Raw genomic sequence first — 23,245 nt, 5'->3', positions numbered from 1 at the left:
TGCGCGCAAGCCGGCACACCCCGTCGGCCGGTAATTGCACCCCCGCACTGCGGTGACACACCGTGATGCTCTACCAATCGCAAGCGTTCCGTCAAGGTTTTGCAAAAGGGATTTCGTGGCACCGGGAAATCAGCGTTCACCGACTTCCTCCGCCGACGGGCACGCCTCCCCCACGGGCGGACCCGGCGGTCCGGATCCGCCCACGGCATGCTGGGAGAAAGAGAGGGTCAGCCGCTCTGCGCCCCGGCCCGGACGGCCACGAAGACTCCCCGGTCCGCACGCCCCGCCGGCAGCAGCCGCGCCTCCAGGCCCGCCCGGGCGAAGGCGTCCTGGTACTCCTCCAGGGAGTACAGGGCGAGGTCCTGGTGGTCGACGAAGTGGCGCACGCCGTCCGGCTCGGAGACCAGGTAGTGCATGTCCACCTGGGAGCGGTCGCCCTCGGTGCGCCAGTGCCCCATCCGGGAGATGGTCACGCCCTCGTGCTCGACCGTGGCGTGCGCCAGGACACCGCCGTTCCACTTCTCGCGGAGGATCCAGGGTTCGACGACGAGCACCCCGCCGGGGGCCATGTGGGCGGCCATGCGCGCCACCGCCGCGCGCAGTTCCCCGGGGCCGCCCAGGTATCCGACCGAGCTGTACATCGAACACACGACGTCGAAGGTCCGGCCGAGATCGAAATCCCGCATGTCGGCCTGATGAACGGCGATGTCCCCGAGCTTTCGGCGGGCCAACCGGACCATGGATTCCGAGAGATCCACGCCGGTCACCGAGAATTGTTTGGCGAGGTACCGCAAATGTTCGCCCGTGCCGCACCCCACGTCCAGCAGACTCACGGGACTCTCGACATGCTGCCGCGCCAGACCCCCGATCAGCTCGGCATGGTCGGCATAGTCGTAGAGGGCGCAGTAGATCCGATCGTATACATCGGCGAACTGGTCGTCATACAAGCTTGCTCACCTTGTCTCACTGAGAACATGGAGAAGCCCGCGCGCACCGGCCGTTTTCGCCAGCTTCCCCCGAAGCACAACCGCCAAGCTGCCAGTCGGTTTTTCACCGGTGTGCAGGGTATCACGCGAGGCTCAAGTTGTCACATTGTCAGACTTATTTTCGGATGGATCTTGAGTGCTCGGAGCGAATTCGCCTCAGCGAAGAGATCATGGTGAACGAGCCCTCCGCGAGCCGCCCCGGGTGGACGCCCCGCGGTACCCCTCCGCCCTCCTCCCCCCGTCACGTCCCTCGCGCCGTGGTTGGCCGCCTCGATCCAGGGAATCCGGCCGCCGACCCGACTACTGCTCGAACCAACGGTGTTCGAGGTCGGAGAGTTCCACCCCGGGGCCGTGGGGCGGCCGTTGCCACGTGAACGCGCCCTGCCGGGGCCCGGGGAGGGGAAGCGGAGAGCGGATGTCGGCCGACCTGATCGGTTTCCTCGGCGTGGTGCTGGTGGCCTACCTGGTCCCCGGACCCGACTTCCTCGTGGTGGTCAGGTCGGCGGCCGAGCACCCCTCGAAGGGCCGCGCCGCCGCGCTGGGCGCCCAGGCGGGGTTGTGCGTGCACATGCTCGCCGCCGCCGCGGGCCTGTCGGTGGTCGCCACCCGCTCCCCCATGGTGTACGACGCGATCAGACTGTCGGGAGCGGCCTATCTGGTCTACCTGGGCGTCCGGGCGGTCCTCGCCGCCCGCGCCCGGCGGAGCGGGACGGGGACGGCCTCCCCCGAGGCGGAGGCGGAGGCGGAGGCGGAGGCAGCCGGGCCGGCCGGCCCTCCGGCGCTCCGGGCGCCCGCCCGGACCCGGTGGCGGACCGGCTTCACCGAGGGCTTCCTCACCAACGTGCTCAATCCCAAGGCCGCGCTGTTCTTCCTCAGCGTCCTGCCGCAGTTCGTGGACGGCGGCGGCTCCATGGCCGCGCAGATCTTCTTCCTCGGCATCCTCGACGTCGCCGTCGGCGTCGTCTACTGGTTCGCCCTGGTGACCGTGGCCGCCCGCCTGCGCGCCCTGCTGGCCCGGCCGGCGATCCGCCACCGCTGGGAACTGACCACCGGCTGGCTGTTCATCGCCATGGGCATCGGCGTGGCCACGGTCGCGTGACGGGCGAGGGCCCGCGGGCCGGGCCGCACCCCGGACCGCGCGACCGGACGGCTCAGCCGCCGCTCTTGCGCCGGAACGACCTCTGCTGCCCGGCCGGTCCGTGCGCCGCACGGACCTTCGACGCGTTCGGGTTGGCGGCCGCGTCGGCCGCCTCCGCCTGCGCACCGCGCTTGCGCGCCAGTGCCTCACGGAACTTGCGCTTGAGGTCGTAGTTGCCGTCGGTGTCCGGCGTGAGCGGGGACGTCTCGGAGGAAGCGGGCTCCGAACCTTCGGCGGGGGTGGGCTCTGCGGTCATGGTGACCTCCTGGGTTCGGGGTTCGGGAGTGGGCGGGCACAGCTTGTCATGCCGGGCGGGGTGCGGGGCACCGACTTTCGCCTCCGGGGTGTCCCGGGGGACGGTCCTCAGCCGCCGCGACGTACACGGGCCGCCTGGCGGGCCTCGGCGAGCCTGCGCGCTTCGCCGGCCTTGCGGGAGGTGCCCCCGGCGGCGCGGGGGGTGCCCCTGGTGGTCCCGAGACCGCGGAAGGGCGCGTGGGTGTTCTTGGGCCGGGGTGCGGCGGGCCCGCCGTCGAGGGGCGTGCCGGAGGGAGTCCTGGCACCGGTGATCCGGCTCAGCTCGGCCTCGCCCGACCGCACCTTGGTGACGGTCGCCTCGATGCCGGCATCGGCCAGCATCCGGCTCGTCTCGCGGCGCAGGTCCGCCGGCACCAGCGTGACCACGCGGCCGGACGCACCGGCGCGAGCCGTGCGGCCCGCCCGGTGCACGTAGTCCTTGGGGTCGGTGGGCGGGTCGACGTTGACCACGAGGTCGAGGTCGTCGACGTGCAGCCCGCGGGCGGCGACGTTGGTCGCCACCAGCACGGTCACCTGGCCGTTCCTGAACTGCGCCAGGGTCCGCGTGCGTTGCGGCTGGGACTTGCCGCTGTGCAGGGCCGCGGCGTGCACACCACTGGCCCGCAGATGACCGGTGAGCCGGTCCACGGCGTGCTTGGTGTCGAGGAACATCAGGACGCGCCCGTCACGGGCGGCGATCTCCGTGGTGACGGCGTAGCGGTCGGGGCCGTGGACGACCAGGACGTGGTGCTCCATCGTGGAGACCGTGCCCCGGGGCTCCTCGGCCGCGTGCACGACGGGGTCGTGGAGGTACCGGCGGACCAACCCGTCGACGTCGCGGTCCAGGGTGGCCGAGAACAGCATCCGCTGACCGTCGGGGGCGACCTGGTCGAGCACCTCGACGACCTGCGGCAGGAAACCCAGGTCGCACATCTGGTCGGCCTCGTCGAGCACGGTGATCCTGACCCGTCCCAGGCGGCAGGCGTTGCGTTCGACCAGGTCGTGCAGGCGTCCGGGGGTGGCGACGACCACCTCGGCGCCCTGGCGCAGCGCGGCGGCCTGACGGCCGATCGACATGCCGCCGACGACCGTGACCGTCCGCAGCCGCAGTGTTTCGGCGTACGGCGTCAGTGCCGCGCTGACCTGCTGGGCCAGTTCCCGTGTGGGCACGAGGACCAGGGCGAGCGGCTGCTTCGGTTCGGCACGCCGCCCGGCCGTACGGGCCAGCAGCGGCAGGCCGAAGGCGAGGGTCTTCCCCGATCCGGTACGCCCGCGCCCCAGGACGTCGCGCCCCTCGAGGGCGTCGGGCAGGGTGGCGGCCTGGATCGGGAAGGGTTCGCGCACCCCGAGGCCGCTCAGCGTCCGCAGCACCGCCGCCGGCAGGGCCAGGTCCGCGAAGGAAGCGGCCGGAGGCAGCGCCGGGTTCGTGGCCTCGGGTCCGGCGGGGGTGCCGTGGGTGGTGGTGGAGTCATCGGGGTGCGTCATGGAGAGCCTTCCGCGAGAGAACGTACCGAGGAAGGCCCGGCAGGGTCGGCCGGCCCGCCTCCAGGCGGAACCGGACAGGAAGAGACCCCACCGCGACGACCACGCAAACGCATGAGACTAGCACGCGGCTCAGGACCAAGTGTCGACATCTCGACATCCGGTACGTGCGCCGTCACGGAGACGCTCACGGCGCGCGACGCGGAGGCGCAGCGCCGGTCCGTCCGCTGTCCCGCCCACTCCGAGCGGGAGCACGGCCGGCTGGAACCGCTGGAGGCCGAGGTCGCAGGCCGCCCGGGCCCGAGTGGCGCCCGGCGGTGCGGGTACCACGGACGACCAGGAGGTGGAACCCCATGGCACGTGTGAAGAAGTACGCCGTGGCCGCCGGCGGTCAGTGGACGGACCACGAGGAGGGGCGCCGCCGGCTGCCGGCGGGCGAGGCGCACGCCTGGGAACCCGGCCTGAACCAGACCGTGTGCGGACTGTCGCTGAGCCGTTCGCAACTGATCCGCTTCCCTCATGTGGTCTGGCAGGACGTCCTTCCCGAATCCGGCGGAGCCGCGGACCGTGTCCAGCGGCTGTGCCCTCGCTGCGCCTCGGTCGCGGGACGCCGCGGCGGCGACGCCCGTCCCCGGTGGCGCCGTACGAACCCCCGGCCGTGACCTGCATGCAAGTGCCCCGCACGGGGCAAGCGGTCTGCCTGGGATTCGGGAGGACGCCATGACCATGACGGAGCAGCCGGCCGGCACGGCGGGAAATGACACCGCCTGCTGCGCACATGACGACAAGCACAGACCGGAACACCGTGACGAGGACCCCGAGACGCCGCGCGAGCGGGTCAACCGGCGCTGGAACGAGATCCTGCAGGAGACGAGGGTCACGCAGACGGGCGTGCAGATCCTCTTCGGCTTCCTGCTCAGCGTGGCCTTCACCCCGTTGTTCCGGGAGCTGGGGACGTTCGACCGGGTCGTCTACGTCATCACCGTGGTGCTCGGCGCGTCGGCCACGGGCTCCCTCATAGCCCCGGTCTCCATCCACCGCTTCCTGTCCGGCCAGCGGATGAAGGACGACCTGGTGGAGGCCGCCGGACGCCTGATGATGTGCGGCATGGTCCTCCTCGCGCTGACCATCGGCTGCACGCTCCTGCTGATCCTGCGCGTCGTGATCCCCGGGGTCCTCGCCGAGATACTCGCGGGCGCGGTCATGCTGTGGTTCGGACTGTGCTGGTACGCCCTGCCGCTCGTGCTGCGGCGCCGCGCCGCCCGTCGCGGTACCGCGGACGCCGACACCGACACCGACGCCGACGCGGGACAGCGGTCCTGAACGCCGGGAGCTCCCCCGCGTGGATCGCTTACTGAGCGTTCACTAGGGAGCCCGACAGGAGGATTCGGACGGTGAACTCCCCACCCCACCCTTGTCTTCTGGGCTGCGCACCGGGAGAGTGGCCCGCGGGAGGGGCCTGCGACGGGATCCTCCTGAACGTCCGCTAAGGACGACGGCGTCCCGTGTCCCGCACCGACGAGAGGATTCTCCGCATGGACGTGCTCGAGGCCCGCGAGCGGTTCAGCCGGCTCCGGGAGCAGGACGGCCCGGTCGATCCTTCCGAACTGGACGACGTCTGGGCGGCGTTGACCACCGTCCGGCCCGAGGAGATCCTCGGTGAGTGGAAGGGCGGCGAGTTCGCCACCGGGCACCCCCTCAACGGCGCGCTGGCGAAGGTCGACTGGTACGGCAAGACGTTCGCCGCCGTGGACGACGTCCAGCCGCTGATGTGCCGGGACGCGAAGGGCGAGCTGTACTCGAACCGCGAACTCGGCAAGGGCGAGGCCAGTCTGTGGACCGTCGAGTTCCGCGGCGAGACGACGGCCACGATGGTCTACGACGGCCAGCCCGTCCTCGACCACTTCAAGCGGGTCGACGGGACCACGCTGATGGGCATCATGAACGCCAAGGGCGTTCCGCCGGAGGGCCCGTTCTACTACTTCTTCCTCGAGCGCGTCACCGGGGCGCCGCAGGCCCGCTCCGGAGAGGATTCGTGAGGCGTGTCCGGGCCGCTGTCGCAGGGGCACCGGGCGCCCCGTTCACCGTCCGGGACGTGGATCTGGAGGAACCCCGGGCGTGCGAGGTCCTGGTGCGGATGACCGCGGCCGGCATCTGTCACACCGACCTGGGGATGCGGGACACCTGGCCCCGCCGGCTCACCCCGATGGTCTTCGGTCACGAGGGCGCCGGGAGGGTGGAGGCGGTGGGCGCCGAGGTGACCGCCGTCGCACCGGGGGACCACGTCTGTCTCACCTTCGCCAGTTGCGGGGTCTGCGAGCAGTGCGCGGCGGACCACCCGGCCTACTGCCACGCCGCGCACGCCCTGAACTTCTCCGGGGGACGGCCCGACGGCACCACGGCCCTCTCCCTGGGCGGTGAACCCCTGCACGCCGGCTTCTTCGGCCAGTCCAGCTTCGCCACGCACGCCGTCGTCCACCAGCGCGGCGTGATCGCCGTGCCCTCCGGCCTGCCGGCCGCGGTCGCCGCGCCACTGGGCTGCAGCGGTCAGACGGGCGCGGGCACCGTGCTCAACCGGCTGCGTCCCGCGCCGGGCTCCTCGCTGGTCGTCATGGGCGCGGGCGGGGTCGGGCTGAGCGCCCTGATGGCGGCGGTGGCCGCGGGCTGCGACCCGGTGGTGGCCGTCGATCCGGTCGCCTCACGCCGCGCCCTCGCCACCGGGCTCGGCGCCACGGCCGCGCTGGCTCCCGGGGACGGTCTGGTGGCGGCGCTGCGGGACCTGACCGGCGGTGGCGCGCACCACGTCGTCGAGACCACCGGCCGTCCGGAGATGGCCCGCAGGGCCGTCGGCGCCCTGCGTCCGCGCGGTGACGTCGCCCTGCTCGGCCTGGGCGGCGAGGTGACGTTCGACGTGATGGGCCTGCTCGCCAAGGGTGTCCGCGTCCACGGGGTGCTCGAGGGGGACTCCGATCCCGGCCGCTTCGTCCCCGAGCTGATCGGGCTGTACCGGCGTGGCCTGTTCCCCCTGGAGCGGCTGGTCACCACGTTTCCGTTCGAGGAGATCGGCGCCGCCGTGGCCGCCATGGAGGACGGCAGCGTGGTCAAGCCGGTCCTCACCTTTGCCCGGTGATCCCGCCGTCACCTCCCCCGGGGCCCGCGCAGGGCCCCCGGCCACCTGACGGGCTGTGATTGACTGACCGCATGGCCCCCGCCTCCCCGTCCGCCCGTTCGACCACGACCGCCGGCCGGGCCGCGGCCACCAGGCCCCGCAACCGCAAGCAACTGATCCTCGACGCGGCCGGGCGGGCCTTCAGCGAGCGCGGCTACCACAAGGCGTCCATGGAGGAGGTCGCCGCCGGTGTGGGCATCACCGCGACCGCCCTGTACCGCCACTTCCCGAACAAGTACGCCCTGTTCGCCGCGTGCGCCCACGTCATGGTGGACGGCCTGGTCGCGGCGCTCGACGAGGTGCCGGCCGAGGCGCCCCTGGCGGAGGTGCTCACCGCCGTCACCCGGGTCACCGTCGCCCACCGCGCGTCGGGGGGCGTGTACCGGTGGGAGGCCCGGTACCTCGACCGCGAGGACCGCCGGCGACTGAAGGTGAAGTTCGGGCGGCTCGTCGACCGGGTCGAGGAGGCGGTGCGGCGCGAGCACCCGCTGCCCGACGCACGCCTGCGGGCCACGGCGGCCCTCGGTGCGATCGGGTCCATCACCATGCACCGCACCTCCATCGCCGCGCGCCGGGCCGAGAAGCTGCTGCTGGAGTCCGCGCTGGACGTCGCCGCGACCGATCCGGCGGCGGGGCGGCCCGGGGCGCACCCCGTCGAACTGCCCGTCCCGCCGGTGCCGCGCACGCGACGCGCGGAGATCCTCGCCGCCTCCGTCCCGCTGTTCGCCCGGGACGGTTTCGCCCACGTCACCAACGGACAGATCGCGGAGGCGGTGGGGCTGACCCCGTCCGCGCTGTACCGCCACTACCCCGGCAAGACCGACATCCTGGCGGCGGCGTGCCTCCAGGCGGCGGCACTGCTCACCCAGGGGGTGGAGCGGAACCTGCGGGAGGTGTCGGACCCGCACGACGCCGTCGTCGCCCTGGCGGCGACCCACGTGGCCTACTGCTTCGAGTACACCGAGCTCAACAGTGTCGCCGAGGCCGAGTTCGCCGGTCTGCCGGCCGCTTCGCAGCGGCCCGTGGTCCTCGCGCAGCGGGAGTACATCGCCGTCTGGGAGGAGCAGGTGCGGCTGGCCCGGCCGGACCTGGACCCGCGCCAGGCCCGGGTGCTGGTGCACGCCGGGTTCGGGGTGGTGGTCGAGGCGGGGCGCAGGGTGCGGTGGGAGGACGGTCCCGCCCACCGGGAGGCCGTGACCGCTCTGGTGGTGGGCGCGCTGGGTCTGTGAACGGCCGCCGCCAGGAGCCCCGACGCCCGCCCCTCGGCCCGGCTGCCGCGGGGCGGGTGCGCATCGTGAGCGGATCGACGGCTCAGGCCGCCCTGTTGCCGGTGGGAATCGTGATGGGGGTGGTGGTCCCCGAGGAACCCTTGTTGAGGAACAGCATGGCCAGGGCGCGCACGAACTGGTCGAACATGTAGAAGGTGCCGGGCATGACGGGCGACAGTCCCTCACGGAAGAGGACGTACGCCGGCCATGCCGTGCGCACCAGGGCCGCCGACGCGTAGTCGCGCTTCAGTCCCAGCCAGTCGCCGACCTCGTCGCTGAGGACGTACCGCACGAACTCGTTGAGGAAGCCGCGGGTGACGCCGAGGTCGATCTGCGCGGTCAGGCCGAGCAGTTCCTCGGCCAGCCTGATGCCCTCGGTGGACGGGGACAGGATCGGGGTGAGCACCTGCGCCGACTGCCTCTCGGCCTCCGCCCAGGTCCGGGGGATGTGCTCGCGGGGCACCCCGAGCAGGTGGACGGCGACCTGCCACGAGTGCAGGAACGCCTCCTGGTCCGCGGCCGGGTAGGGGATCCTCCAGTCGAGCAGCTTCCGGTGCACGTAGGTGCCCAGGCTGTGGAAGGTGACCAGGATGTCGGCGGCGCTGATCGGCACGGTCTCGTCGGCGACCGCCCGCCAGTGCGGCGACTGCGGCAGCAGGTGACGCACCGCGGCGTGCACCACCCGCGTCTTGTTGGCGGTGACGACGAACTGTCCCGTCGGCTTGAACGCGCCCAGTTCGGACAGGTCGTAGCCGAACGTGAAGGTCTTGGCCGCGCGGTCCTGCATGTCGGCGCCGCCCGCGGACCAGTAGACGCTCTTGGCCTCGCGCGGGATCACGGTGCTCATGATGCCGCTGCCGAGCCCGTACAGCATGAAGAGGTAGGTGTCCCGGCGCCGGTTGAAGTCGGCGGCGCGGGTCAGCTTGGCCTGATCGGCCCAGGAGGGCAGCCGGTTGACCTGCCGCAGGTACGCGGCGAACTCGGCCGGCAGGCCGCCGGGCAGCGGGTCGTCGTTGTTCACCCAGGACGCCCACGCGGTGTTGATGGCCGGTACGTGTCCCCCGTCGAGCATCGACGCCATCAGCGGGTCCGCCGCGTCGTCCCAGATCCACTCCGGGCCGGTCCCCGCGGCGGTTTTGGTGCCCGAACCCGTCGAGGCCCACGCCGCGCCGGGGTTCGCCACCCCCACGAGGCCGAGTGCGACACCGAGCGTCAGCGCCTTCCGCCTGCTGAGGTTTTCCATTGACTTACCTGCTTCCCTGAGGGGCCGGATGGTTTCAGGTGCTCTCGCAGACACGACATGTGCGCGACCGACGCGTGCTGAATCCCGTCGCACAGATGTGATTTTCGATTAACATAGCGGGGTGCATCGCGGTGGGCAATGGTGGTGACGGAGGGTCGGCAGGGGCGAGCACCGTCCGGTGAAGGGGGACCACCGGCCCGGCCCTGGGGCCGGACGGCCCCGGGCCGGGACGCGCGCGTCCCGGCAGCCTGGTGCCGCTGCCGGACCGGTCCGCATGGCGTGCGCGGGGGACGTCACCCCCGCCGTACGGGGTACGGGCGGACGGCCCGGTGGTCGAGACGTCGCTCGCCCACGTACGCGGCTCGCGGTGGCCGTCCATCGGACACCCGGACGCACCCGCGGTCACAAGCGGTGCGGCCCGGGACCGCGCGCGACCCGATTACGACAGTTCGTGACATGCGGGTACGTGTCGCGGCACGGTGCGCTGTGATGGCCCGGAACCACTGGCAGCGGGGCGGCTGGGGCGGACATGAACGACAGGACCGGCGGTACGGCAACGCATCCGGGCGCGGGGCCCGGACCGGGCGCGCACGGGGTTCCCCCGCGGGCCGGTGAACCGGGCACCGCCGAGGAGCGGTTCCGCGGACTGCTGGAAGCGGCGCCGGACGCCATGGTCATCGTCGACGGCACCGGAGCCATCCGGCTCGTCAACGCCCAGACGGAAGCCCTGTTCGGCTACCGCCGCGAGGAGCTCCTCGGCCAGCCCGTCGAACTGCTCGTCCCCCACCGCCTGCGCGGCCATCACACGCTGCACCGCAACGCGTACGCCGCCAACCGGCAGGTGCGTCCGATGGGCGCCGGTCTCGACCTGCACGGGTTGCGCCGCGACGGCAGCGAGTTCCCCGTCGAGATCAGTCTCAGCCCGCTGGAGACCGCGGACGGGCTGCTGATCTCCGCGGCCGTCCGCGACGTGAGCGACCGCAGGGCCGCCGAGGAACGCATCAGCGAACTGGCCGCCCTGGTGGAGTCCTCCCAGGACGCGATCCTCGCCAAGACACTCGACGGGCACATCACCTACTGGAACACCGCCGCGCAGCGGCTGTACGGCTACACCGCCGCCGAGGTGATGGGCCGTCACATCTCCCTGCTCGCCCCGAGCGATCACCAGGAGGAGATCGCGGCGCTCATGGGCCGGCTGCGGCTCGGCGAGAAGGTGGAGCACTTCGAGACGCTGCGCGTCACCAGGGCCGGAGCGCTGCTGGACGTCGACGTCACCATGTGGCCGAGGCGGGCGTCCGACGGCACGGTCATAGGGGCGTGCGCCATCGTCCGCGACATCAGCGACCGCAAGCGGGCCGAGGCGGAACTGACGGCCCTGTACGAGCAGCAGCGCCACGTCGCCCTCACCCTGCAGCGCAGCCTGATGGGCACGCCGCCGGCCGTACCGGGTCTGGTCACCGCCAGCCGTTACCGCCCCGCCACCCAGGGGGCCGGCGTGGGGGGCGACTGGTTCGACCTGATACCGCTCGGCGCGGGCCGGGTCGGCGTGCTGATCGGCGACGTGATGGGCCGCGGCCTGGAGGCGGCCGCCGTCATGGGACAACTGCGCTCGGCGGCGCACGCGTTGGCCAAGACGGGTATGCAGCCGCGGCGCCTGATGCAGGCCCTGGACGCGTGCGTGGCGGACCTGGACGTGCCCGACCAGCTGGTCACCTGCTGCTACCTGGTCGTCGCCGCCGACGAGGCGAAGGTGACCCTGTGCTCCGCCGGTCACCTCCCGGTCCTGGTGGCCGTGCCCGGTGCCGGGGCGCGGCCGCTGACCGCGCCCGTGAACGCGCCGCTCGGGGTGGGCGACATCCTCTACGAGCAGGCCTCGGCGGCGGTGCCGCCGGGCGCGACCCTGGTGCTCTACACCGACGGTCTGATCGAGACCCCCGGCTGCGACATCGAGGACAGCCTCGCCGCCCTCACGGCCACCTGCGGCGCCCTGTTCACCGCGGAACCGCCCGCCCCGGACGTCGTGGCCGACCTCATCCTGTCCACCCTGCGACCGGACGCCGAGGGACACGACGACGACGTCACGCTCCTGCTGGCCCAACTGCCCGCCGCGCCCCTGGCGTCCGCCACGACCACACTGCCCGCCCGTGCCGCATCGGTGCCGGAGGGCCGTGCGTTCCTCAGCAAGGCCCTGGCCGCCTGGAACTGCCGCGACAAGGCCCACGACGCGCGACTCCTCGTCTCCGAACTCCTCACCAACGCCGTGCGGCACGGGCAGGGCCCGGTCACCCTGCACGCGTGCCGCACGGCCGACGAACTCACCGTCGAGGTGGGCGACGGCAGCCCGCACCTCCCGGAACCCCGACGTGCCGACGAGGACGAGGAGTCGGGCCGCGGACTCAACCTCGTCCGCATGATCGCCGACAGCTGGGGCGTCCGCCCCACCGACGAGGGAAAGACGACCTGGTTCACGCTGCGGCTGTGACCGTCGGTGCGGAGCGGCGGGAACGAGACCGGCCTCCGGGCACCGTCCCACGGGGGGAGGACGGTGCCGGAGGCCGGCGCGGGACCACTGTAGCGGGGCGAGGGGTGACCGTCACAGGGACGAACGGCCCCTTGCCGTGACCCGTTCCGCCCGTGCCCGCGTGGGTGGGTTCACCGATACCGGGGGCGGGGCATCGGCTCGGCCACCATGAACCGACGCGCCCCGGCGCGTCGGGGAGTCGGGCACGTCGGCGAGCACTGCGGGTGGCCGCCTACGCGGCCCTGTTCACGGACGTGTACCCGCCCTTCCGGCTCGACCGGGGCGGGCGGGAACCCGAGGACGGCCGGGGCGGAGAGGGCAGCCGGGGCGGACAGGGGCCGCAGGCGTCACCCTGACCACCGCCCGCCCTCCGGCCCTCGTCCGTCTCACCGGCCGCGCAGGGCGGCGAGCGCGGCGTCGAGGTCGGCCGCGCGGGGGCGGTTGTGGGGCAGCCTGCCCAGGACGACGGCCATGCCGCAGGTGTCGGTGAGGGCGGAGAAGACCAGGCCGGCCGCGATGCCCGCGGCGAGCAGCTGGAAGGCCGGGTGCACCAGCAGCCCGAGCACCAGACCGAGGAGCACCAGGGTCCCGGCGGTGAAGCGGACCTGGCGTTCCATGCTCCAGCCGGCCCGGGTGTCGCAGGCCGCGGGACGCCGCAGGTCCCGCCCCTCGGACGCCCACGCGCCGGTGCCCCCGGCGAGCGTGGCGGCGGTGACGCCCTCGTCGGCGAGGAGCGAGCAGGCCTTCGCGGAGCGGGCGCCGGAGGCGCACACGACGAGGAGGTCACCGCGTCCGGCGGCGTGCCGGATCTCCGGCAGGGCCCGGCGGAGGTGGTCCAGCGGGATGTTCACGGCGCCGGGCAGGTGCCCGGAGGCGTACTCGCCGGGCGTGCGCACGTCGATGACGGTGAACTCGTGGAGCCTGGCTCCGGCCTGGCCGGTTGCGAGGACGACGGGGGCGGGCGGGCTGGTCATGGCGGCTGTGTGATCCTTCATGTTCGACGGGCTACCGAATCGCGACGTACAGTACCCCTAGGGGTATTTTAGGGCATGAGGAGTGGGTGTGGAGCTGGAGCTCGAGGGGGCGGACCTGAAGTCCGTACTGAACCGGTTGCGGCGGGCGCAGGGGCAGATCTCCGGGGTGATCCGGATGATCGAGGAGGGGCGCGACTGCGAGGACGTGGTGACCCAGCTCGCGGCCGCTTCGCGCGCCCTCGACCGGGCGGGCTTCGCGATCATCGCGACCGGGTTGCAGAAGTGCGTGGCGGACATCGAGTCCGGTCGCGCGAACGGCGAGGACGGCGAGCAGATGCGCGCCCGGCTGGAGAGGCTGTTCCTGTCCCTGGCCTGACGTAAGTCGCATACGGGGCGATAACGTCAGATAATCACCCTTATGGCACGGAAAACCGCGCGTGAGTACGGTCCGCCGACCGTGACGGTCAAGGGGCGGGACGTCAGGCTGCGCACCATCGGCTTCGTGCTGCTCGCCGGTGCGGCCATCTGGTTCATCGCCGCCAACACGAAGTCGGTGACCATCAGGCTGTGGATTCCGACCGTCACCCTGCCGCTGTGGAGCGTCCTCACGGTCACCCTCCTCGTGGGCGTCGCCCTCGGCCTGCTCGTCGCCCACCGCCGCGCCCGCCGGTAGCGGTTATCCGCATGACGCGACGGCGGTCCCCGCCCTCCCGGCCGGGCACCGCGCGCCGCCTCCAGGACGTCGGCGCCCGGCCGACGCGCCGTGCCCGTGTTCCGCGCGCAGAATGGTGAGTACGAAGGGCGGCCCGTCAGGAAACGGTCGTCGGCGCCCGGGAGAAGTCCGCCGCCGGTCCGGTCCGCCGCGCCGGCGCACGGCAGTGCGCACCCCGTCGCACCTCGTGCGCGGGCGGAGGCCGCCAGGCGTCGCCTCACCGGGCGGCGGAAGGCGGGAGCCGGGGCGCAGACGTACCCGTCCGCCCCGAGCCGAGGAGGACAGCCATGTCGCACACACTGGAATGGAAGACTCGCCTCCACCTCTTCGAGGACGCGGGGACCACCAAGGCCCGCGTGGTGATCGACACCGGGACCGCCGTGCTGACCGGTCGCGGCGCCGCCCGCCGGAACCCGGCGGACCCCGATGTGCCGGAGATCGGCGACGAGCTGGCCGCGGGCCGGGCCCTGCAGGACCTCGGCCGGCAACTCGTGGACATCGCCGAGCGCGACGTGGACGGCATGGGGGTGACGCGGCCCGGCCCCCGTCCGGCCGTCGGATGGCCGATGTGACCACCCGCCGCGCCCCGGCCCGGCGGCACCACGGTGGTCTCGGTGTCCGGCGGCCCGGGCCGCCGGACACCGAGACCACCGGCTGAGAGAAGGAGAGGGGCGGCGATCATGCGAGCCCACCTCGGCGACCACCTCGTCATCGAGAGTCCGACCACCGGCGCCACCCGGCGCGACGGCGAGATCGTCGGGCTCCACCACGAAGACGGCACACCCCCCTACGACGTGCGCTGGTCGGACACGCACGAGGTGACGCTCGTCTTCCCGGGGCCCGACGCCCACGTGACGCGCACCGGTCATGACCGCGGGCACGATCCCGGGCACGACCCCGGTGACGACGCGGGTGCGCCGCCACCCGCCGGCCCGCCCGACCCCGGTGACATCGGCCGGCGACTGGCGGCCGAGCGCGAACGCCAGGGCCTGAGCCGGGAGGAGACGGCCCGGCGGGCCAGGATGGCACCGGACTACCTCGCCTACCTGGAGGAGCACCCCGGTGACCCCAGCACGGCGACGCTCATCAGGCTGGCCGCGGCCCTGCGCACCAATGTCCGGGCCTTGCGGGGCGGGGGTGCCGGCCTGCCGCCCGGGCAGGGCATGGCGCTGCTCCACCCACAGCTGCGCGACCTCGGACCCGACGAATGCCGGGCCCTCCTGTCCACCCACGGCGTCGGGCGCGTCTCGGTCACCACGGCCGAGGGGCCCGCCGTGGTCCCGGTCAACTACGAGGTCGTGGACGACTCGATCGTCTACCGGACCGCTCCCGGCTCCGTGCCGGCGGCCGCCGTGGGAGCGGAGGTCGCCTTCGAGGTCGACCGGCTCGACGAGGCCATGAGCCAGGGCTGGAGCGTCCTGGCGGTCGGCCCCGCACGGGCCGTCACCGGGCCCGAGGAGGCGCGGCACCTCTCCGAGAGCACCCACAGCACGCCGTGGGCCGGGGGCGACCGCGGGATGTGGGTGTCGATCCGGCCCACCCGCCTCACCGGACGCCGCATCACCCCGGCCGGACAGTGACCGCGGGTGCGTACCCGTGCACCGCGGACGCGCCCCCCGACCGGCGCGGGGTGCCATCAACGAGGGCCTCGGCCGCCTCGGCGCCGGGAGCCGGCGGGACACCGGCCGGCCGCTCCGCGCCGGGGAGCGGGAGTCACGTGCGGGCGGCGCGGCGGGCCGCGCGGGCCCTGGGCAGGTAGCGCAGACGCTCGGGCAGCAGCGGGACCACCGTGCGGACCACGGCGCCGAAGCGGCGCAGTGCGCGTTCGTCGCGCGCCGTCCATTCCAGTCCCAGGCGGTCCCGGACGGCGGGCGGCAGCAGGCCGGTCGTCACGAAGACGTGCAGCCGGCCCAGGGGCGGGCGCAGCACCGGCCAGAGACGGCGCAGCAGCGGGCCCGCACCGGCCGGCGGCGGGACGGGCCTGCGCGGGTCGAGCAGCTCCGAGACGACGGCCGTCCGCTCCAGTTCGTCCCGGATCACCGTGTCGAAGTACGGCCAGAACTCCTCCGGCGTCGCCGGCATGTCGCGCCGTTCGATGCCGAGGATGCGTCCGAGGGCGAGGAGTTCGCCGTAGAGACGGCGTTCGCCGGACGCGTCGAAGGGGCGGGAGAAGTACTGGGCCGCCCGCAGGAAGACGGGGTAGGCGGTGGCGTGCACCCAGGCGTAGTAGGCGGGGGTCAGCGCGTGGTAGGCGCGGCCCCGGGTGTCGGTGCCGCTGATGGCCCGGTGCAGCCTGCGCAGTCTGCGGCCCTCCTCCAGCGCCTGTTCGCCTCCGTAGACCCAGAGCTGGAGTGAGTCCAGCGAGCGCCGGGCCCGGCCCCAGGGGTCGGTGCGGAACACGGAGTGCTCGTCGACGCCGGCTCCGACCGCCGGGTGGGCGACCTGCAGGACGAGGGCTGCGGGCAGGGAGAGCAGCAGCCGGACGTCGCCGGCGATGTCCCAGAGGATCGTACCCGGGGCGATCGGGACGGGTGCGTCGCGGCCGGTGTCCGGGACGGGCGCCGGGACGTCGGGCGGGTGCGGCGTGCCGGTCATGGGGCCTCCGTCTCTCCGTCGTGTCCGGACTATTGACGCCCTCGTGAAACAAGTCAATAGTTTTTGTATCTTCGGCTCTCGACGACCGCGGGGAACGGCGTGCCCTCCCGTCCCATCGTCCGTCGGCTCCGGTGGGGACGCCACGCCGGTCCCGCCGCCCGCCGTCAGGACCTCCGCCGGCTGACCCCGTCCCGATGAGGAGGCTGTACCGATGGGCCGCTACACCCGGCTCCGCCGGATCCGGACCATGGACCCGCGACAGGATCACGAGAAGATCTTCGTGCTGCTCACCCGGTACGAGTTCCCCTGGGACTACCTGCAGGGCGTCTCCACCGCGTTCCTGCGCGACTACGGCGTCCCCCGCATCTCCCGGCTGCTCGACCGCACCCAGGAGTTCGAGCGCGCCGGGCAGAGGCGCTACGACGACACCCTCCTGTTCGCCCACGAGATGGTCCGCGACGGCCTGGACTCGCCGCGCGGGCGCGCCACCGCCCGGCATCTGAACCGCATCCACGGCCGCTACCGCATACCGAACGAGGACTACCTGTACGTGCTGGCCACCACGGTGGTCGGGCCGAAGCGGTGGATCGACCGCTACGGCTGGCGCCCCCTGTCCTGGCAGGAGACCGAGAGCCTCGCCCTGGTGGGGCGGCGGCTGGGCACCATGATGGGCATCACCGGCATGCCCGCCGACTACGCCGGTTTCGAACGGCTCCTGGACTCCTACGAGCGGGAGATGTTCGCCCCCGACCCCGCCAACCGGCGGGTGGCGGCGGCCACCTTGCGGGTCATGGCCGCCTGGTACCCGCGGCCGCTGCGCCCGCTCGCCGTGCGGTTCACGCTGGCGCTGCTCGACGAACCCCTGCTCGCGGCGCTCGGGTTCGAGCCGCAGCCCGCCTGGCTGCGCACCGCCGCCCACCGCGTGCTGCGCGCCCGGGCCGCCCTGGTGCGCCTCATGCCGGCCCGGCCCGGCTGGTGGGCCTACCGGCACCGGCCGCGCAGTTATCCGTTCGGCTGGACGCTGGACGACCTGGGCCCGCACTGGGCGCACGGCAGGCCGACGGAACCGCTCGCCGACGAGACCTCACCGCTGGAGAAACGATGACCGACACCACCCACCCGGCGACGGCGACGTTCACGACCCGGGACCCGGCCACCGGCCGCACGCTCGCCGCCCACCCGGTCCACGGACCGGAGGACGTCGCACGGGCGGTCGACCGGGCGAGAGCGGCCGGCGCGCGCTGGGCGGCACTCCCCGCCGCCCGCCGTCGTGCCCATCTGCTCGCCTGGAAGCGGACGCTGGCGGAGGAACTCGACGAGGTGGCCGGATCCGTCGCGGCGGAGACCGGCAAGCCCCTCGGTGACGCCCGGCTGGAACTGCTGCTGACCCTGGAGCACGTGGCGTGGGCCGCGCGCAACGCCGGGCGGGTGCTGCGCCGCCGCCGGGTGCGTACCGGGCCGGCCGCGGCGAACCAGGCGGCTTCGGTGGTGCACCGGCCGCTCGGCGTGGTCGGGGTGATCGGCCCGTGGAACTATCCGGTCTACACGCCGATGGGCTCCATCGGGTACGCCCTGGCCGCCGGCAACGCGGTGGTGTTCAAGCCGTCCGAGTACACCCCGGCCACCGGGGTGCTGCTCGCCCGGCTCTTCGACCGGGCGGTGCCCGGGTTCGCCGGTCTGTTCGGCGTGGTCACGGGCGCCGCGGAGACGGGCGCCGCGCTGGCCGCGTCCGGGGTCGACAAGCTCGCCTTCACCGGTTCGCCGGGGACCGCGCGCAAGGTGATGGAGGAGTGCGCCCGCTCCCTCACCCCGTTCCTGGCCGAGTGCGGCGGCAAGGACGCCGTCCTCGTCACCGCGGACGCGGATCTGGGCGCCGCCGCCGACGCGATCGTGTGGGGCGCGCTGGGCAACGCGGGCCAGACGTGTGCGGGTGTGGAGCGGGTCTACGCGGTCCGTGCGGTCCACGCGGAGCTGGTCGACCGGGTGGTGGAGCGGGCCCGTGGCCTGCGGCCGGGGAGCGGCCCCGACGCGGCTTACGGCCCGATGACGATGCCGGGCCAGGACGAGGTGGTACGCCGGCACGTCGATGCCGCCGTGGCGGCCGGGGCGGGCGCCCCGCTGGGCGCGGTGGAGACGCCGGACGGGCCGTTCGTCGCGCCGGTGGTCCTGGTCGACGTACCGGAGGACTCCCCCGCGATGACCGAGGAGACCTTCGGGCCAACCGTGGCGATCAACGCCGTGGCGGACGTCGACGAGGCGGTGCGCCGCGCCAACGCCTCCCGCTACGCGCTGGGCGCGGCGGTGTTCTGCGGCAGCCGCCGCGCCGGTGCGGCGATCGCGGCGCGGCTGCGCGCGGGAGCGGTGTCGGTGAACTCGGTGCTGGGCTTCGCCGCCGTTCCGGCCCTGCCGTTCGGCGGGTCGGGGGACTCGGGTTTCGGCCGGATCCACGGTGCGGAGGGACTGCGGGCGTTCACCGCGCCCCAGTCGGTCACGGTCCGGCGGTTCGCTCCGCCGGTCGACCTGACGTCGTTCACCACGGCGCCCGCGGCGAAGGCCCGCGCGGTGGCCCTCATGCGATGGCTGCACACCCGGCGCTGATGGCTGCACACCCGGTGCTGAGGAACGGCCGGGCGGGCCCGCGCGGTTCGGCGTGGGCCCGGTCCCGGTCAGGCGTCGAGCAGTGGGGCGAGGTAGCGGCGGGCGAAGGCCCGGGACTGCTCCTCGTCGTCGAGCTCGATGCAGCCGGCCGGGTTGAGGAGGAAGGAGACGGCGACCCGCACCATCAGTTCCGCCACCGGCCGCGGGTCGGTGCCCGGGCGGCCCTCGCTGTGCTGGGCCCGCCGCAGATGGGACGTCAGGTAGTCGGTCGTGACGGTGAGGGCGGGTCCGCCGCCGACGGTCAGGTACGGCAGGACCACCTCGGGTTCCAGCCGCAGCAGGCCCCCGAAGAGGGGGTGGGCCCGGGTGTGGCGCAGGGCGACCACGAAACCCTCGACGACCCTGTCCCGCATGGCCGGCAGCGGGGCGACCGCGTCGTCGAGTTCCCGGAAGAAGCGGCTGACCTCGCGCAGCAGACACGCCTCGACCAGTCCGTCCTTGTTCCGGAAGCGCCGGTACACCGTCACCCGCGACACCCCGGCCCGCTTGGCGACGTCGTCCACCGACGAGCGGCGCAGGCCGAAGATCGTGAACTGCTCCAGGGCGGCGTCGAGGATCTGCCGCGCCAGCCGTTCCTCCGTCTCCGGCCGGGCGAGGGCACGGGCGAGCGGGGATTCGTCTGCAGAAGTCTTCATGGTGTCTTTCACGGTACCGGCCCACCTCCACCGAGAAACAGTGAAACATTATCCATACACATGTATCCCCTCGTGTTCGGAGACCCCCATGGGAAGTCGTCTCACCGCGGAACAGTCGGACTTCGCCGCCGCCGTCCGGGATTTCGCCCGGCGTGAGTGCGGGACCCGGGAGCAGCGCGCCGCGCTGACCCAGGACGGCCGGGAGCCGCACAACCCCAAGATCTACGGCATGCTCGCCGAACTCGGCTGGCTCGGGGTGTGCCTGCCGGAGGAGTACGGCGGCGCGGGCGGCGGCCTGGGCGACGCGTGCGTGTTCCTGGAGGAGACGTCCTACGGCATGGTCCCCGCGGGCGGTTTCGTCACCACCGTCATCACCGCCAAGGCCTATGAGGGGTTCGGTTCCGAGCGGCAGCGGCGGGAGGTGCTCGGCGGTGTGGCACGCGGCAGCGTGCTGGCCATCGCCATGTCGGAGCCCGGCGCCGGTTCCGACGTGGGCGCGCTGCGCTGCCGCGCCGAGCGCCGGCCGGACGGCGGCTGGCTGGTCGACGGCCAGAAGACGTGGATCTCCAATGCCCACATCGCCGACAGCATCCTGCTGGTGGCCCGCACAGGCGCCGACAAGCACCGGGGGCTGACCATGTTCCACGTGCCGGCGGACACCCCCGGGGTGGAGATCCGCGGCATCGAGACCATGGGCGGCAGGGAAGTCAACGACGTGTTCTTCACCGGCGTCCGGCTGCCCGCCGACGCGGTGGTGGGTGAAGTGGACGCGGGCTGGCGGCAGTTGATGGCCGGGCTGAACCACGAGCGGCTGTTCCTGGCCGCCAACATGCTGGGCCTGGCGCGCAGGGCGTTCGACGACGCGGTCGCCTACGTCGGCGAACGCGAGCAGTTCGGGCGGCCCGTGGGGAGCTTCCAGGCGCTGCGGCACCGGGTGGCGGACCTCGCGACGGAGATCGAGTGCACCCGGCTGCTGGTGCGCGAGGTGGCTGCGGACTGCGACGCCGAACCGGACCGCCTGTTCCCCCGGGAGGCGTCGATGGCCAAGCTCAAGGCCACCGAGACGGCCAAACGTGTCGCCCTGGAGTGCATGCAGATGATGGGCGGGTACGGCTACGCCACCGAGTACGGGATGGAGCGCCATCTGCGGTCCGCGGTGGTCTCCACCGTCTACGGCGGGACCAGCGAGATCCAGCGCGACATCATCGGCCGCAGCTACGGCCTGTAGGAGCCGCACGACGACGGCCGCCCCGCGGGAAGACGCGGGGCGGCCGTCGGTGCGCAGGGGGGGGTGCCGCTACTCGGCGTACAGGTCCGCCAGTTCGGCGGCGTGCCGGTCGCGGATGACGCGGCGGCGCATCTTCAGCGAGGGCGTCAGCTCCCCCGTCGCCGGCCCCCACTCGCGGGCCAGCAGCCGGTACCGCTTGACCTGCTCGGTCCGGTTGAGCCGGGTGTTGGCCGCGGCCACCGCGCGGTCGACCTCCTCGCGCACGGCGGGATGGGCGGCCAGGGCCGCCAGGTCCCCGCTCCCGGCGTCGATGCCCCGGGCGGCGGCCCAGGAGGGCGCGGCCTCCGGGTCGAGCACCAGCAGGGCCACCAGATAGGACCGGTTGTCGCCGTGCACCAGCGCCTGCCCGATCAGCGGGTGCTCCTTGAGGGTGTTCTCGACCAGCGCCGGGGAGACGTTCTTCCCGGTCGAGGTGATGATCATCTCCTTCTTGCGGTCGGTGAGCCAGACGAAGCCGTCGTCGTCGATCCGGCCGATGTCCCCGGTGGCGAGCCAGCCGTCCTCGTCCAGCACCGACCGGACGGAGCCGTCCGGCTGGAGGTACCCGGAGAAGACGGAGGCGCCCCGCACCAGGATCTCGCCGTCCTCGGCGACGCGGACCTCGACGGAGGAGACGGGCCGGCCGACCGAGCCGAGCCGGAAGCCGGTCCGCGGGCTGTTGGTGGTGGCCACGCCGGTCGTCTCGGTCAGACCCCACGCGTCCATGATCACGACACCGAGACCGGACCAGAACCTCACCACGTCGAGCGGCATGGGCGCGGAGGCGCTCGCCGTCCAGGTGACCCGGTCGAGTCCGCCGGCGGCCAGCACCGGCTTGAGCACCTTCTCCCGCACCTGCGTGTACGCGGCGTCCAGTTCGGCGGGCGGGGCCTCCCCCCGCTCCCGGTGGCCGACGTGCTCGCGGGCCACCTCCATGGCCCTCTCCACTCCCTGACGCTGCTCCTCGGGCAGCAGGTCGAGCCCGGCCCGGACGGCGACGGCCAGCTTCTCCCAGATCCTCGGCACGCCGAAGAACTGCCGGGGCCGCACCTCGCGCACCGCCTGGGCGACTGCCGTGGGGTCCGCGCACAGGTAGACGTGGGAGGCACGGTGACAGGGCAGGTAGATGCCCAGCATGCGCTCCGCGATGTGGGCGAACGGCAGGTAGCAGATGTGCTCGACGTGCGGGGGCAGTTCCACCGCCGCGTCGAGCGCGACGGCGTTGGCGAGCACCTGCCGGTGGGTGAGGACCACCCCCTTGGGCTCGCCGGTGGTGCCCGAGGTGTAGACGACGGTCAGCGGGTCGTCGGGGCCGGCCGTGTCCAGGGACTTCTCGAACGACTCCGGGACGGGTTCGCCGGTCAGGGCGGTGTAGGGCAGGTGGGGTCCTTCCTCGCCGGGTTCCACGACGACCAGCCGGGCCAGCGGGGTGTCCGGGTCGTCCAGCAGCGGTGCCCACACCCCGGCCTGCGCGGCGCCCTCGACGACGGCCAGCGCCGCACGGCAGTTGCGGGCGATGTGACGGACCTGCTCGGGCGCCGAGGTGCCGTAGACGCTGACGGGCACGGCGCCGAGGCGGACCAGGGCGAGGTCGGAGAGCCAGTGCTCGGAGCGGTTGGCCATCATCAGCAGCACATGGTCGCCGCGGCCGACGCCGAGTGCCGCGTACCCGGCGGCGAGGAGTGCGGTGTGGTCCCTGACCCCCGCCCAGTCGAGCGTGGTCCATCCCGTGCCGTCCGGTGTGCGCCAGGACAGGGCGGGCAGGTCCGGGTGGGTGCGGGCGTTGTGCTCCACGAGCAGCGGCAGGGTGGACGGTGTCGCTGGTTCCCCGTCGGTGCGCGGGGCTGGTGTCATGACGGCCTCCTGGCGGGCTGGGCGGATCGGGGTCGGAGCGCGGGGGGTGGCGGGGGGTCTCGGGTGGGCGTCAGTCGTCGGTGAAGGTCTCGCCGCGCTCGGCCTTGCGGAGCAGCAGCGGGGGCGGGGTGAAGCGGCCTCCGTGCCGGGCGGCGAGTTCGCGCGCGCGGGCGACGAAGCCGGGCAGGCCGTCCTCGTAGCCGTTGATGTACTGCAGGACGCCGCCGGTCCAGGCCGGGAAGCCGATGCCGAGGATCGAGCCGATGTTGGCGTCCGCCACGGAGACCAGGACGCCCTCCTCCAGGCAGCGCACCGAGTCGAGGGCCTCGGCGAAGAGCATCCGCTCCGCGAGTTCCGTCAGGTCGGCCTCGCGCAGGGCCGGATCGGCGAAGTGCTCGCGCAGTCCCGGCCAGAGCCGGGTGCGGCGGCCGTCCTCGTCGTACTCGTAG

General features: G+C 73.3%; 22 protein-coding genes and 1 pseudogene. 14 read left to right on the top strand and 9 right to left on the bottom strand.

Annotation, left to right across the window (positions count from 1 at the left end; translation table 11 throughout):
• Positions 1 to 227: 227 nt before the first annotated feature.
• A complete protein-coding gene (locus tag IE118_RS05375; RefSeq protein ID WP_189556116.1) occupies positions 228 to 947 on the bottom strand; it encodes a class I SAM-dependent DNA methyltransferase in 720 nt (239 codons plus the stop codon).
• Positions 948 to 1,401: 454 nt separating this feature from the next.
• On the opposite strand from IE118_RS05375, the gene IE118_RS05370 reads away from it, so the two are divergent.
• A complete protein-coding gene (locus IE118_RS05370) occupies positions 1,402 to 2,085 on the top strand; it encodes a LysE family translocator (RefSeq protein ID WP_189556115.1) in 684 nt (227 codons plus the stop codon).
• 52 nt (positions 2,086 to 2,137) lie between these two features.
• Here IE118_RS05370 and IE118_RS05365 read toward each other — a convergent pair whose 3' ends face one another.
• Together IE118_RS05365 and IE118_RS05360 are read right to left on the bottom strand one after the other, a co-directional pair.
• Complete coding sequence (locus tag IE118_RS05365) at positions 2,138 to 2,380, bottom strand: DUF5302 domain-containing protein (protein WP_189556114.1); 243 nt, start codon at positions 2,378 to 2,380, stop codon at positions 2,138 to 2,140.
• 107 nt (positions 2,381 to 2,487) lie between these two features.
• On the bottom strand, positions 2,488 to 3,903 hold the full coding sequence (locus tag IE118_RS05360) for a DEAD/DEAH box helicase (protein WP_189556113.1): 1,416 nt from the start codon (positions 3,901 to 3,903) through the stop codon (positions 2,488 to 2,490).
• A gap of 350 nt (positions 3,904 to 4,253) precedes the next feature.
• Here IE118_RS05360 and IE118_RS05355 point away from each other — a divergent pair, with 350 nt between their 5' ends.
• The 5 genes from IE118_RS05355 to IE118_RS05335 all read left to right on the top strand — a co-directional run bounded on the left by IE118_RS05355 (position 4,254) and on the right by IE118_RS05335 (position 8,298).
• Positions 4,254 to 4,562, top strand: a complete 309-nt coding sequence (locus IE118_RS05355; RefSeq protein ID WP_189556112.1) for a hypothetical protein — start codon at positions 4,254 to 4,256, stop codon at positions 4,560 to 4,562.
• A gap of 58 nt (positions 4,563 to 4,620) precedes the next feature.
• Entirely contained in the window at positions 4,621 to 5,223 is a 603-nt protein-coding gene (locus IE118_RS05350) for a DUF6328 family protein (protein WP_189556111.1), read from the top strand.
• Positions 5,224 to 5,435: 212 nt separating this feature from the next.
• Positions 5,436 to 5,939 (top strand): DUF4334 domain-containing protein, encoded by a 504-nt coding sequence (locus tag IE118_RS05345; RefSeq protein ID WP_189556110.1) that lies wholly within the window; start codon positions 5,436 to 5,438, stop codon positions 5,937 to 5,939.
• The gene (locus tag IE118_RS05340; protein WP_189556109.1) at positions 5,936 to 7,030 is read left to right on the top strand and encodes an NAD(P)-dependent alcohol dehydrogenase; all 1,095 of its coding nucleotides are present in this window, start codon (positions 5,936 to 5,938) and stop codon (positions 7,028 to 7,030) included. The genes IE118_RS05345 and IE118_RS05340 overlap by 4 nt, the downstream gene beginning before the upstream one ends.
• A 71-nt stretch (positions 7,031 to 7,101) precedes the next feature.
• Positions 7,102 to 8,298, top strand: a complete 1,197-nt coding sequence (locus IE118_RS05335) for a TetR/AcrR family transcriptional regulator (RefSeq protein ID WP_189556108.1) — start codon at positions 7,102 to 7,104, stop codon at positions 8,296 to 8,298.
• An 82-nt stretch (positions 8,299 to 8,380) separates the two neighbouring features.
• On the opposite strand, the gene IE118_RS05330 is transcribed toward IE118_RS05335, so the two are convergent.
• Positions 8,381 to 9,580, bottom strand: coding sequence for an oxygenase MpaB family protein (locus tag IE118_RS05330; protein ID WP_189556107.1), 1,200 nt, complete (start codon positions 9,578 to 9,580; stop codon positions 8,381 to 8,383).
• A gap of 529 nt (positions 9,581 to 10,109) precedes the next feature.
• Between IE118_RS05330 and IE118_RS05325 the strand changes: the two genes are divergently transcribed.
• Entirely contained in the window at positions 10,110 to 12,062 is a 1,953-nt protein-coding gene (locus IE118_RS05325) for a PAS domain S-box protein (RefSeq protein WP_189556106.1), read from the top strand.
• Positions 12,063 to 12,487: 425 nt separating this feature from the next.
• Here the strand turns inward: IE118_RS05325 and IE118_RS05320 are convergent, their stop codons facing one another.
• Entirely contained in the window at positions 12,488 to 13,075 is a 588-nt protein-coding gene (locus IE118_RS05320) for a rhodanese-like domain-containing protein (protein ID WP_189556105.1), read from the bottom strand.
• Between the two features lie 88 nt (positions 13,076 to 13,163).
• Here IE118_RS05320 and IE118_RS05315 point away from each other — a divergent pair, with 88 nt between their 5' ends.
• From IE118_RS05315 to IE118_RS05300, 4 genes are all read left to right on the top strand, one after another.
• Positions 13,164 to 13,451 carry a metal-sensitive transcriptional regulator gene (locus IE118_RS05315; RefSeq protein ID WP_189556104.1) on the top strand — a complete coding sequence of 96 codons (288 nt, stop codon included), beginning with the start codon at positions 13,164 to 13,166 and terminating at the stop codon, positions 13,449 to 13,451.
• 42 nt (positions 13,452 to 13,493) lie between these two features.
• Positions 13,494 to 13,748 (top strand): lipopolysaccharide assembly protein LapA domain-containing protein, encoded by a 255-nt coding sequence (locus IE118_RS05310; protein ID WP_229846672.1) that lies wholly within the window; start codon positions 13,494 to 13,496, stop codon positions 13,746 to 13,748.
• A gap of 326 nt (positions 13,749 to 14,074) precedes the next feature.
• Positions 14,075 to 14,359 carry a DUF1876 domain-containing protein gene (locus tag IE118_RS05305; protein ID WP_189556103.1) on the top strand — a complete coding sequence of 95 codons (285 nt, stop codon included), beginning with the start codon at positions 14,075 to 14,077 and terminating at the stop codon, positions 14,357 to 14,359.
• A gap of 108 nt (positions 14,360 to 14,467) precedes the next feature.
• A complete protein-coding gene (locus tag IE118_RS05300) occupies positions 14,468 to 15,367 on the top strand; it encodes a pyridoxamine 5'-phosphate oxidase family protein (RefSeq protein ID WP_189556102.1) in 900 nt (299 codons plus the stop codon).
• A 133-nt stretch (positions 15,368 to 15,500) separates the two neighbouring features.
• On the opposite strand, the gene IE118_RS05295 is transcribed toward IE118_RS05300, so the two are convergent.
• Positions 15,501 to 16,382, bottom strand: coding sequence for an oxygenase MpaB family protein (locus tag IE118_RS05295; protein WP_189556101.1), 882 nt, complete (start codon positions 16,380 to 16,382; stop codon positions 15,501 to 15,503).
• 211 nt (positions 16,383 to 16,593) lie between these two features.
• Between IE118_RS05295 and IE118_RS05290 the strand changes: the two genes are divergently transcribed.
• The gene (locus IE118_RS05290) at positions 16,594 to 17,487 is read left to right on the top strand and encodes an oxygenase MpaB family protein (protein ID WP_189556100.1); all 894 of its coding nucleotides are present in this window, start codon (positions 16,594 to 16,596) and stop codon (positions 17,485 to 17,487) included.
• Complete coding sequence (locus tag IE118_RS05285; RefSeq protein ID WP_189556099.1) at positions 17,484 to 18,980, top strand: aldehyde dehydrogenase family protein; 1,497 nt, start codon at positions 17,484 to 17,486, stop codon at positions 18,978 to 18,980. Before IE118_RS05290 ends, IE118_RS05285 begins: the two co-directional genes overlap by 4 nt.
• Before the next feature lie 68 nt (positions 18,981 to 19,048).
• On the opposite strand, the gene IE118_RS05280 is transcribed toward IE118_RS05285, so the two are convergent.
• The gene (locus tag IE118_RS05280) at positions 19,049 to 19,675 is read right to left on the bottom strand and encodes a TetR/AcrR family transcriptional regulator (protein ID WP_189556098.1); all 627 of its coding nucleotides are present in this window, start codon (positions 19,673 to 19,675) and stop codon (positions 19,049 to 19,051) included.
• 88 nt (positions 19,676 to 19,763) lie between these two features.
• Here IE118_RS05280 and IE118_RS05275 point away from each other — a divergent pair, with 88 nt between their 5' ends.
• Positions 19,764 to 20,903, top strand: coding sequence for an acyl-CoA dehydrogenase family protein (locus tag IE118_RS05275; RefSeq protein WP_189556097.1), 1,140 nt, complete (start codon positions 19,764 to 19,766; stop codon positions 20,901 to 20,903).
• A gap of 69 nt (positions 20,904 to 20,972) precedes the next feature.
• Here the strand turns inward: IE118_RS05275 and IE118_RS05270 are convergent, their stop codons facing one another.
• Together IE118_RS05270 and IE118_RS05265 are read right to left on the bottom strand one after the other, a co-directional pair.
• A complete protein-coding gene (locus IE118_RS05270; protein WP_189556096.1) occupies positions 20,973 to 22,796 on the bottom strand; it encodes an AMP-dependent synthetase/ligase in 1,824 nt (607 codons plus the stop codon).
• Positions 22,797 to 22,866: 70 nt separating this feature from the next.
• Positions 22,867 to 23,245 (bottom strand): annotated as a pseudogene (locus IE118_RS05265) (3-hydroxyacyl-CoA dehydrogenase); the annotation flags it as partial.

The organism is Streptomyces pilosus (assembly GCF_014649835.1).
GTDB classification, from domain to species: Bacteria; Actinomycetota; Actinomycetes; order Streptomycetales; family Streptomycetaceae; genus Streptomyces; species Streptomyces pilosus.
This window is presented reverse-complemented; position numbering and strand designations above follow the sequence as displayed.

Coding starts and splice junctions, on each gene's coding strand:
- IE118_RS05345 (WP_189556110.1), top strand. CDS start 5,436: ATGGACGTGCTCGAGGCCCGCGAGCGGTTCAGCCGGCTCCGGGAGCAG.
- IE118_RS05300 (WP_189556102.1), top strand. CDS start 14,468: ATGCGAGCCCACCTCGGCGACCACCTCGTCATCGAGAGTCCGACCACC.
- IE118_RS05350 (WP_189556111.1), top strand. CDS start 4,621: ATGACCATGACGGAGCAGCCGGCCGGCACGGCGGGAAATGACACCGCC.
- IE118_RS05360 (WP_189556113.1), bottom strand. CDS start 3,903: ATGACGCACCCCGATGACTCCACCACCACCCACGGCACCCCCGCCGGA.
- IE118_RS05280 (WP_189556098.1), bottom strand. CDS start 19,675: ATGAAGACTTCTGCAGACGAATCCCCGCTCGCCCGTGCCCTCGCCCGG.
- IE118_RS05370 (WP_189556115.1), top strand. CDS start 1,402: ATGTCGGCCGACCTGATCGGTTTCCTCGGCGTGGTGCTGGTGGCCTAC.
- IE118_RS05310 (WP_229846672.1), top strand. CDS start 13,494: ATGGCACGGAAAACCGCGCGTGAGTACGGTCCGCCGACCGTGACGGTC.
- IE118_RS05365 (WP_189556114.1), bottom strand. CDS start 2,380: ATGACCGCAGAGCCCACCCCCGCCGAAGGTTCGGAGCCCGCTTCCTCC.
- IE118_RS05275 (WP_189556097.1), top strand. CDS start 19,764: ATGGGAAGTCGTCTCACCGCGGAACAGTCGGACTTCGCCGCCGCCGTC.
- IE118_RS05335 (WP_189556108.1), top strand. CDS start 7,102: ATGGCCCCCGCCTCCCCGTCCGCCCGTTCGACCACGACCGCCGGCCGG.
- IE118_RS05290 (WP_189556100.1), top strand. CDS start 16,594: ATGGGCCGCTACACCCGGCTCCGCCGGATCCGGACCATGGACCCGCGA.
- IE118_RS05305 (WP_189556103.1), top strand. CDS start 14,075: ATGTCGCACACACTGGAATGGAAGACTCGCCTCCACCTCTTCGAGGAC.
- IE118_RS05270 (WP_189556096.1), bottom strand. CDS start 22,796: ATGACACCAGCCCCGCGCACCGACGGGGAACCAGCGACACCGTCCACC.
- IE118_RS05320 (WP_189556105.1), bottom strand. CDS start 13,075: ATGACCAGCCCGCCCGCCCCCGTCGTCCTCGCAACCGGCCAGGCCGGA.
- IE118_RS05355 (WP_189556112.1), top strand. CDS start 4,254: ATGGCACGTGTGAAGAAGTACGCCGTGGCCGCCGGCGGTCAGTGGACG.
- IE118_RS05285 (WP_189556099.1), top strand. CDS start 17,484: ATGACCGACACCACCCACCCGGCGACGGCGACGTTCACGACCCGGGAC.
- IE118_RS05325 (WP_189556106.1), top strand. CDS start 10,110: ATGAACGACAGGACCGGCGGTACGGCAACGCATCCGGGCGCGGGGCCC.
- IE118_RS05330 (WP_189556107.1), bottom strand. CDS start 9,580: ATGGAAAACCTCAGCAGGCGGAAGGCGCTGACGCTCGGTGTCGCACTC.
- IE118_RS05295 (WP_189556101.1), bottom strand. CDS start 16,382: ATGACCGGCACGCCGCACCCGCCCGACGTCCCGGCGCCCGTCCCGGAC.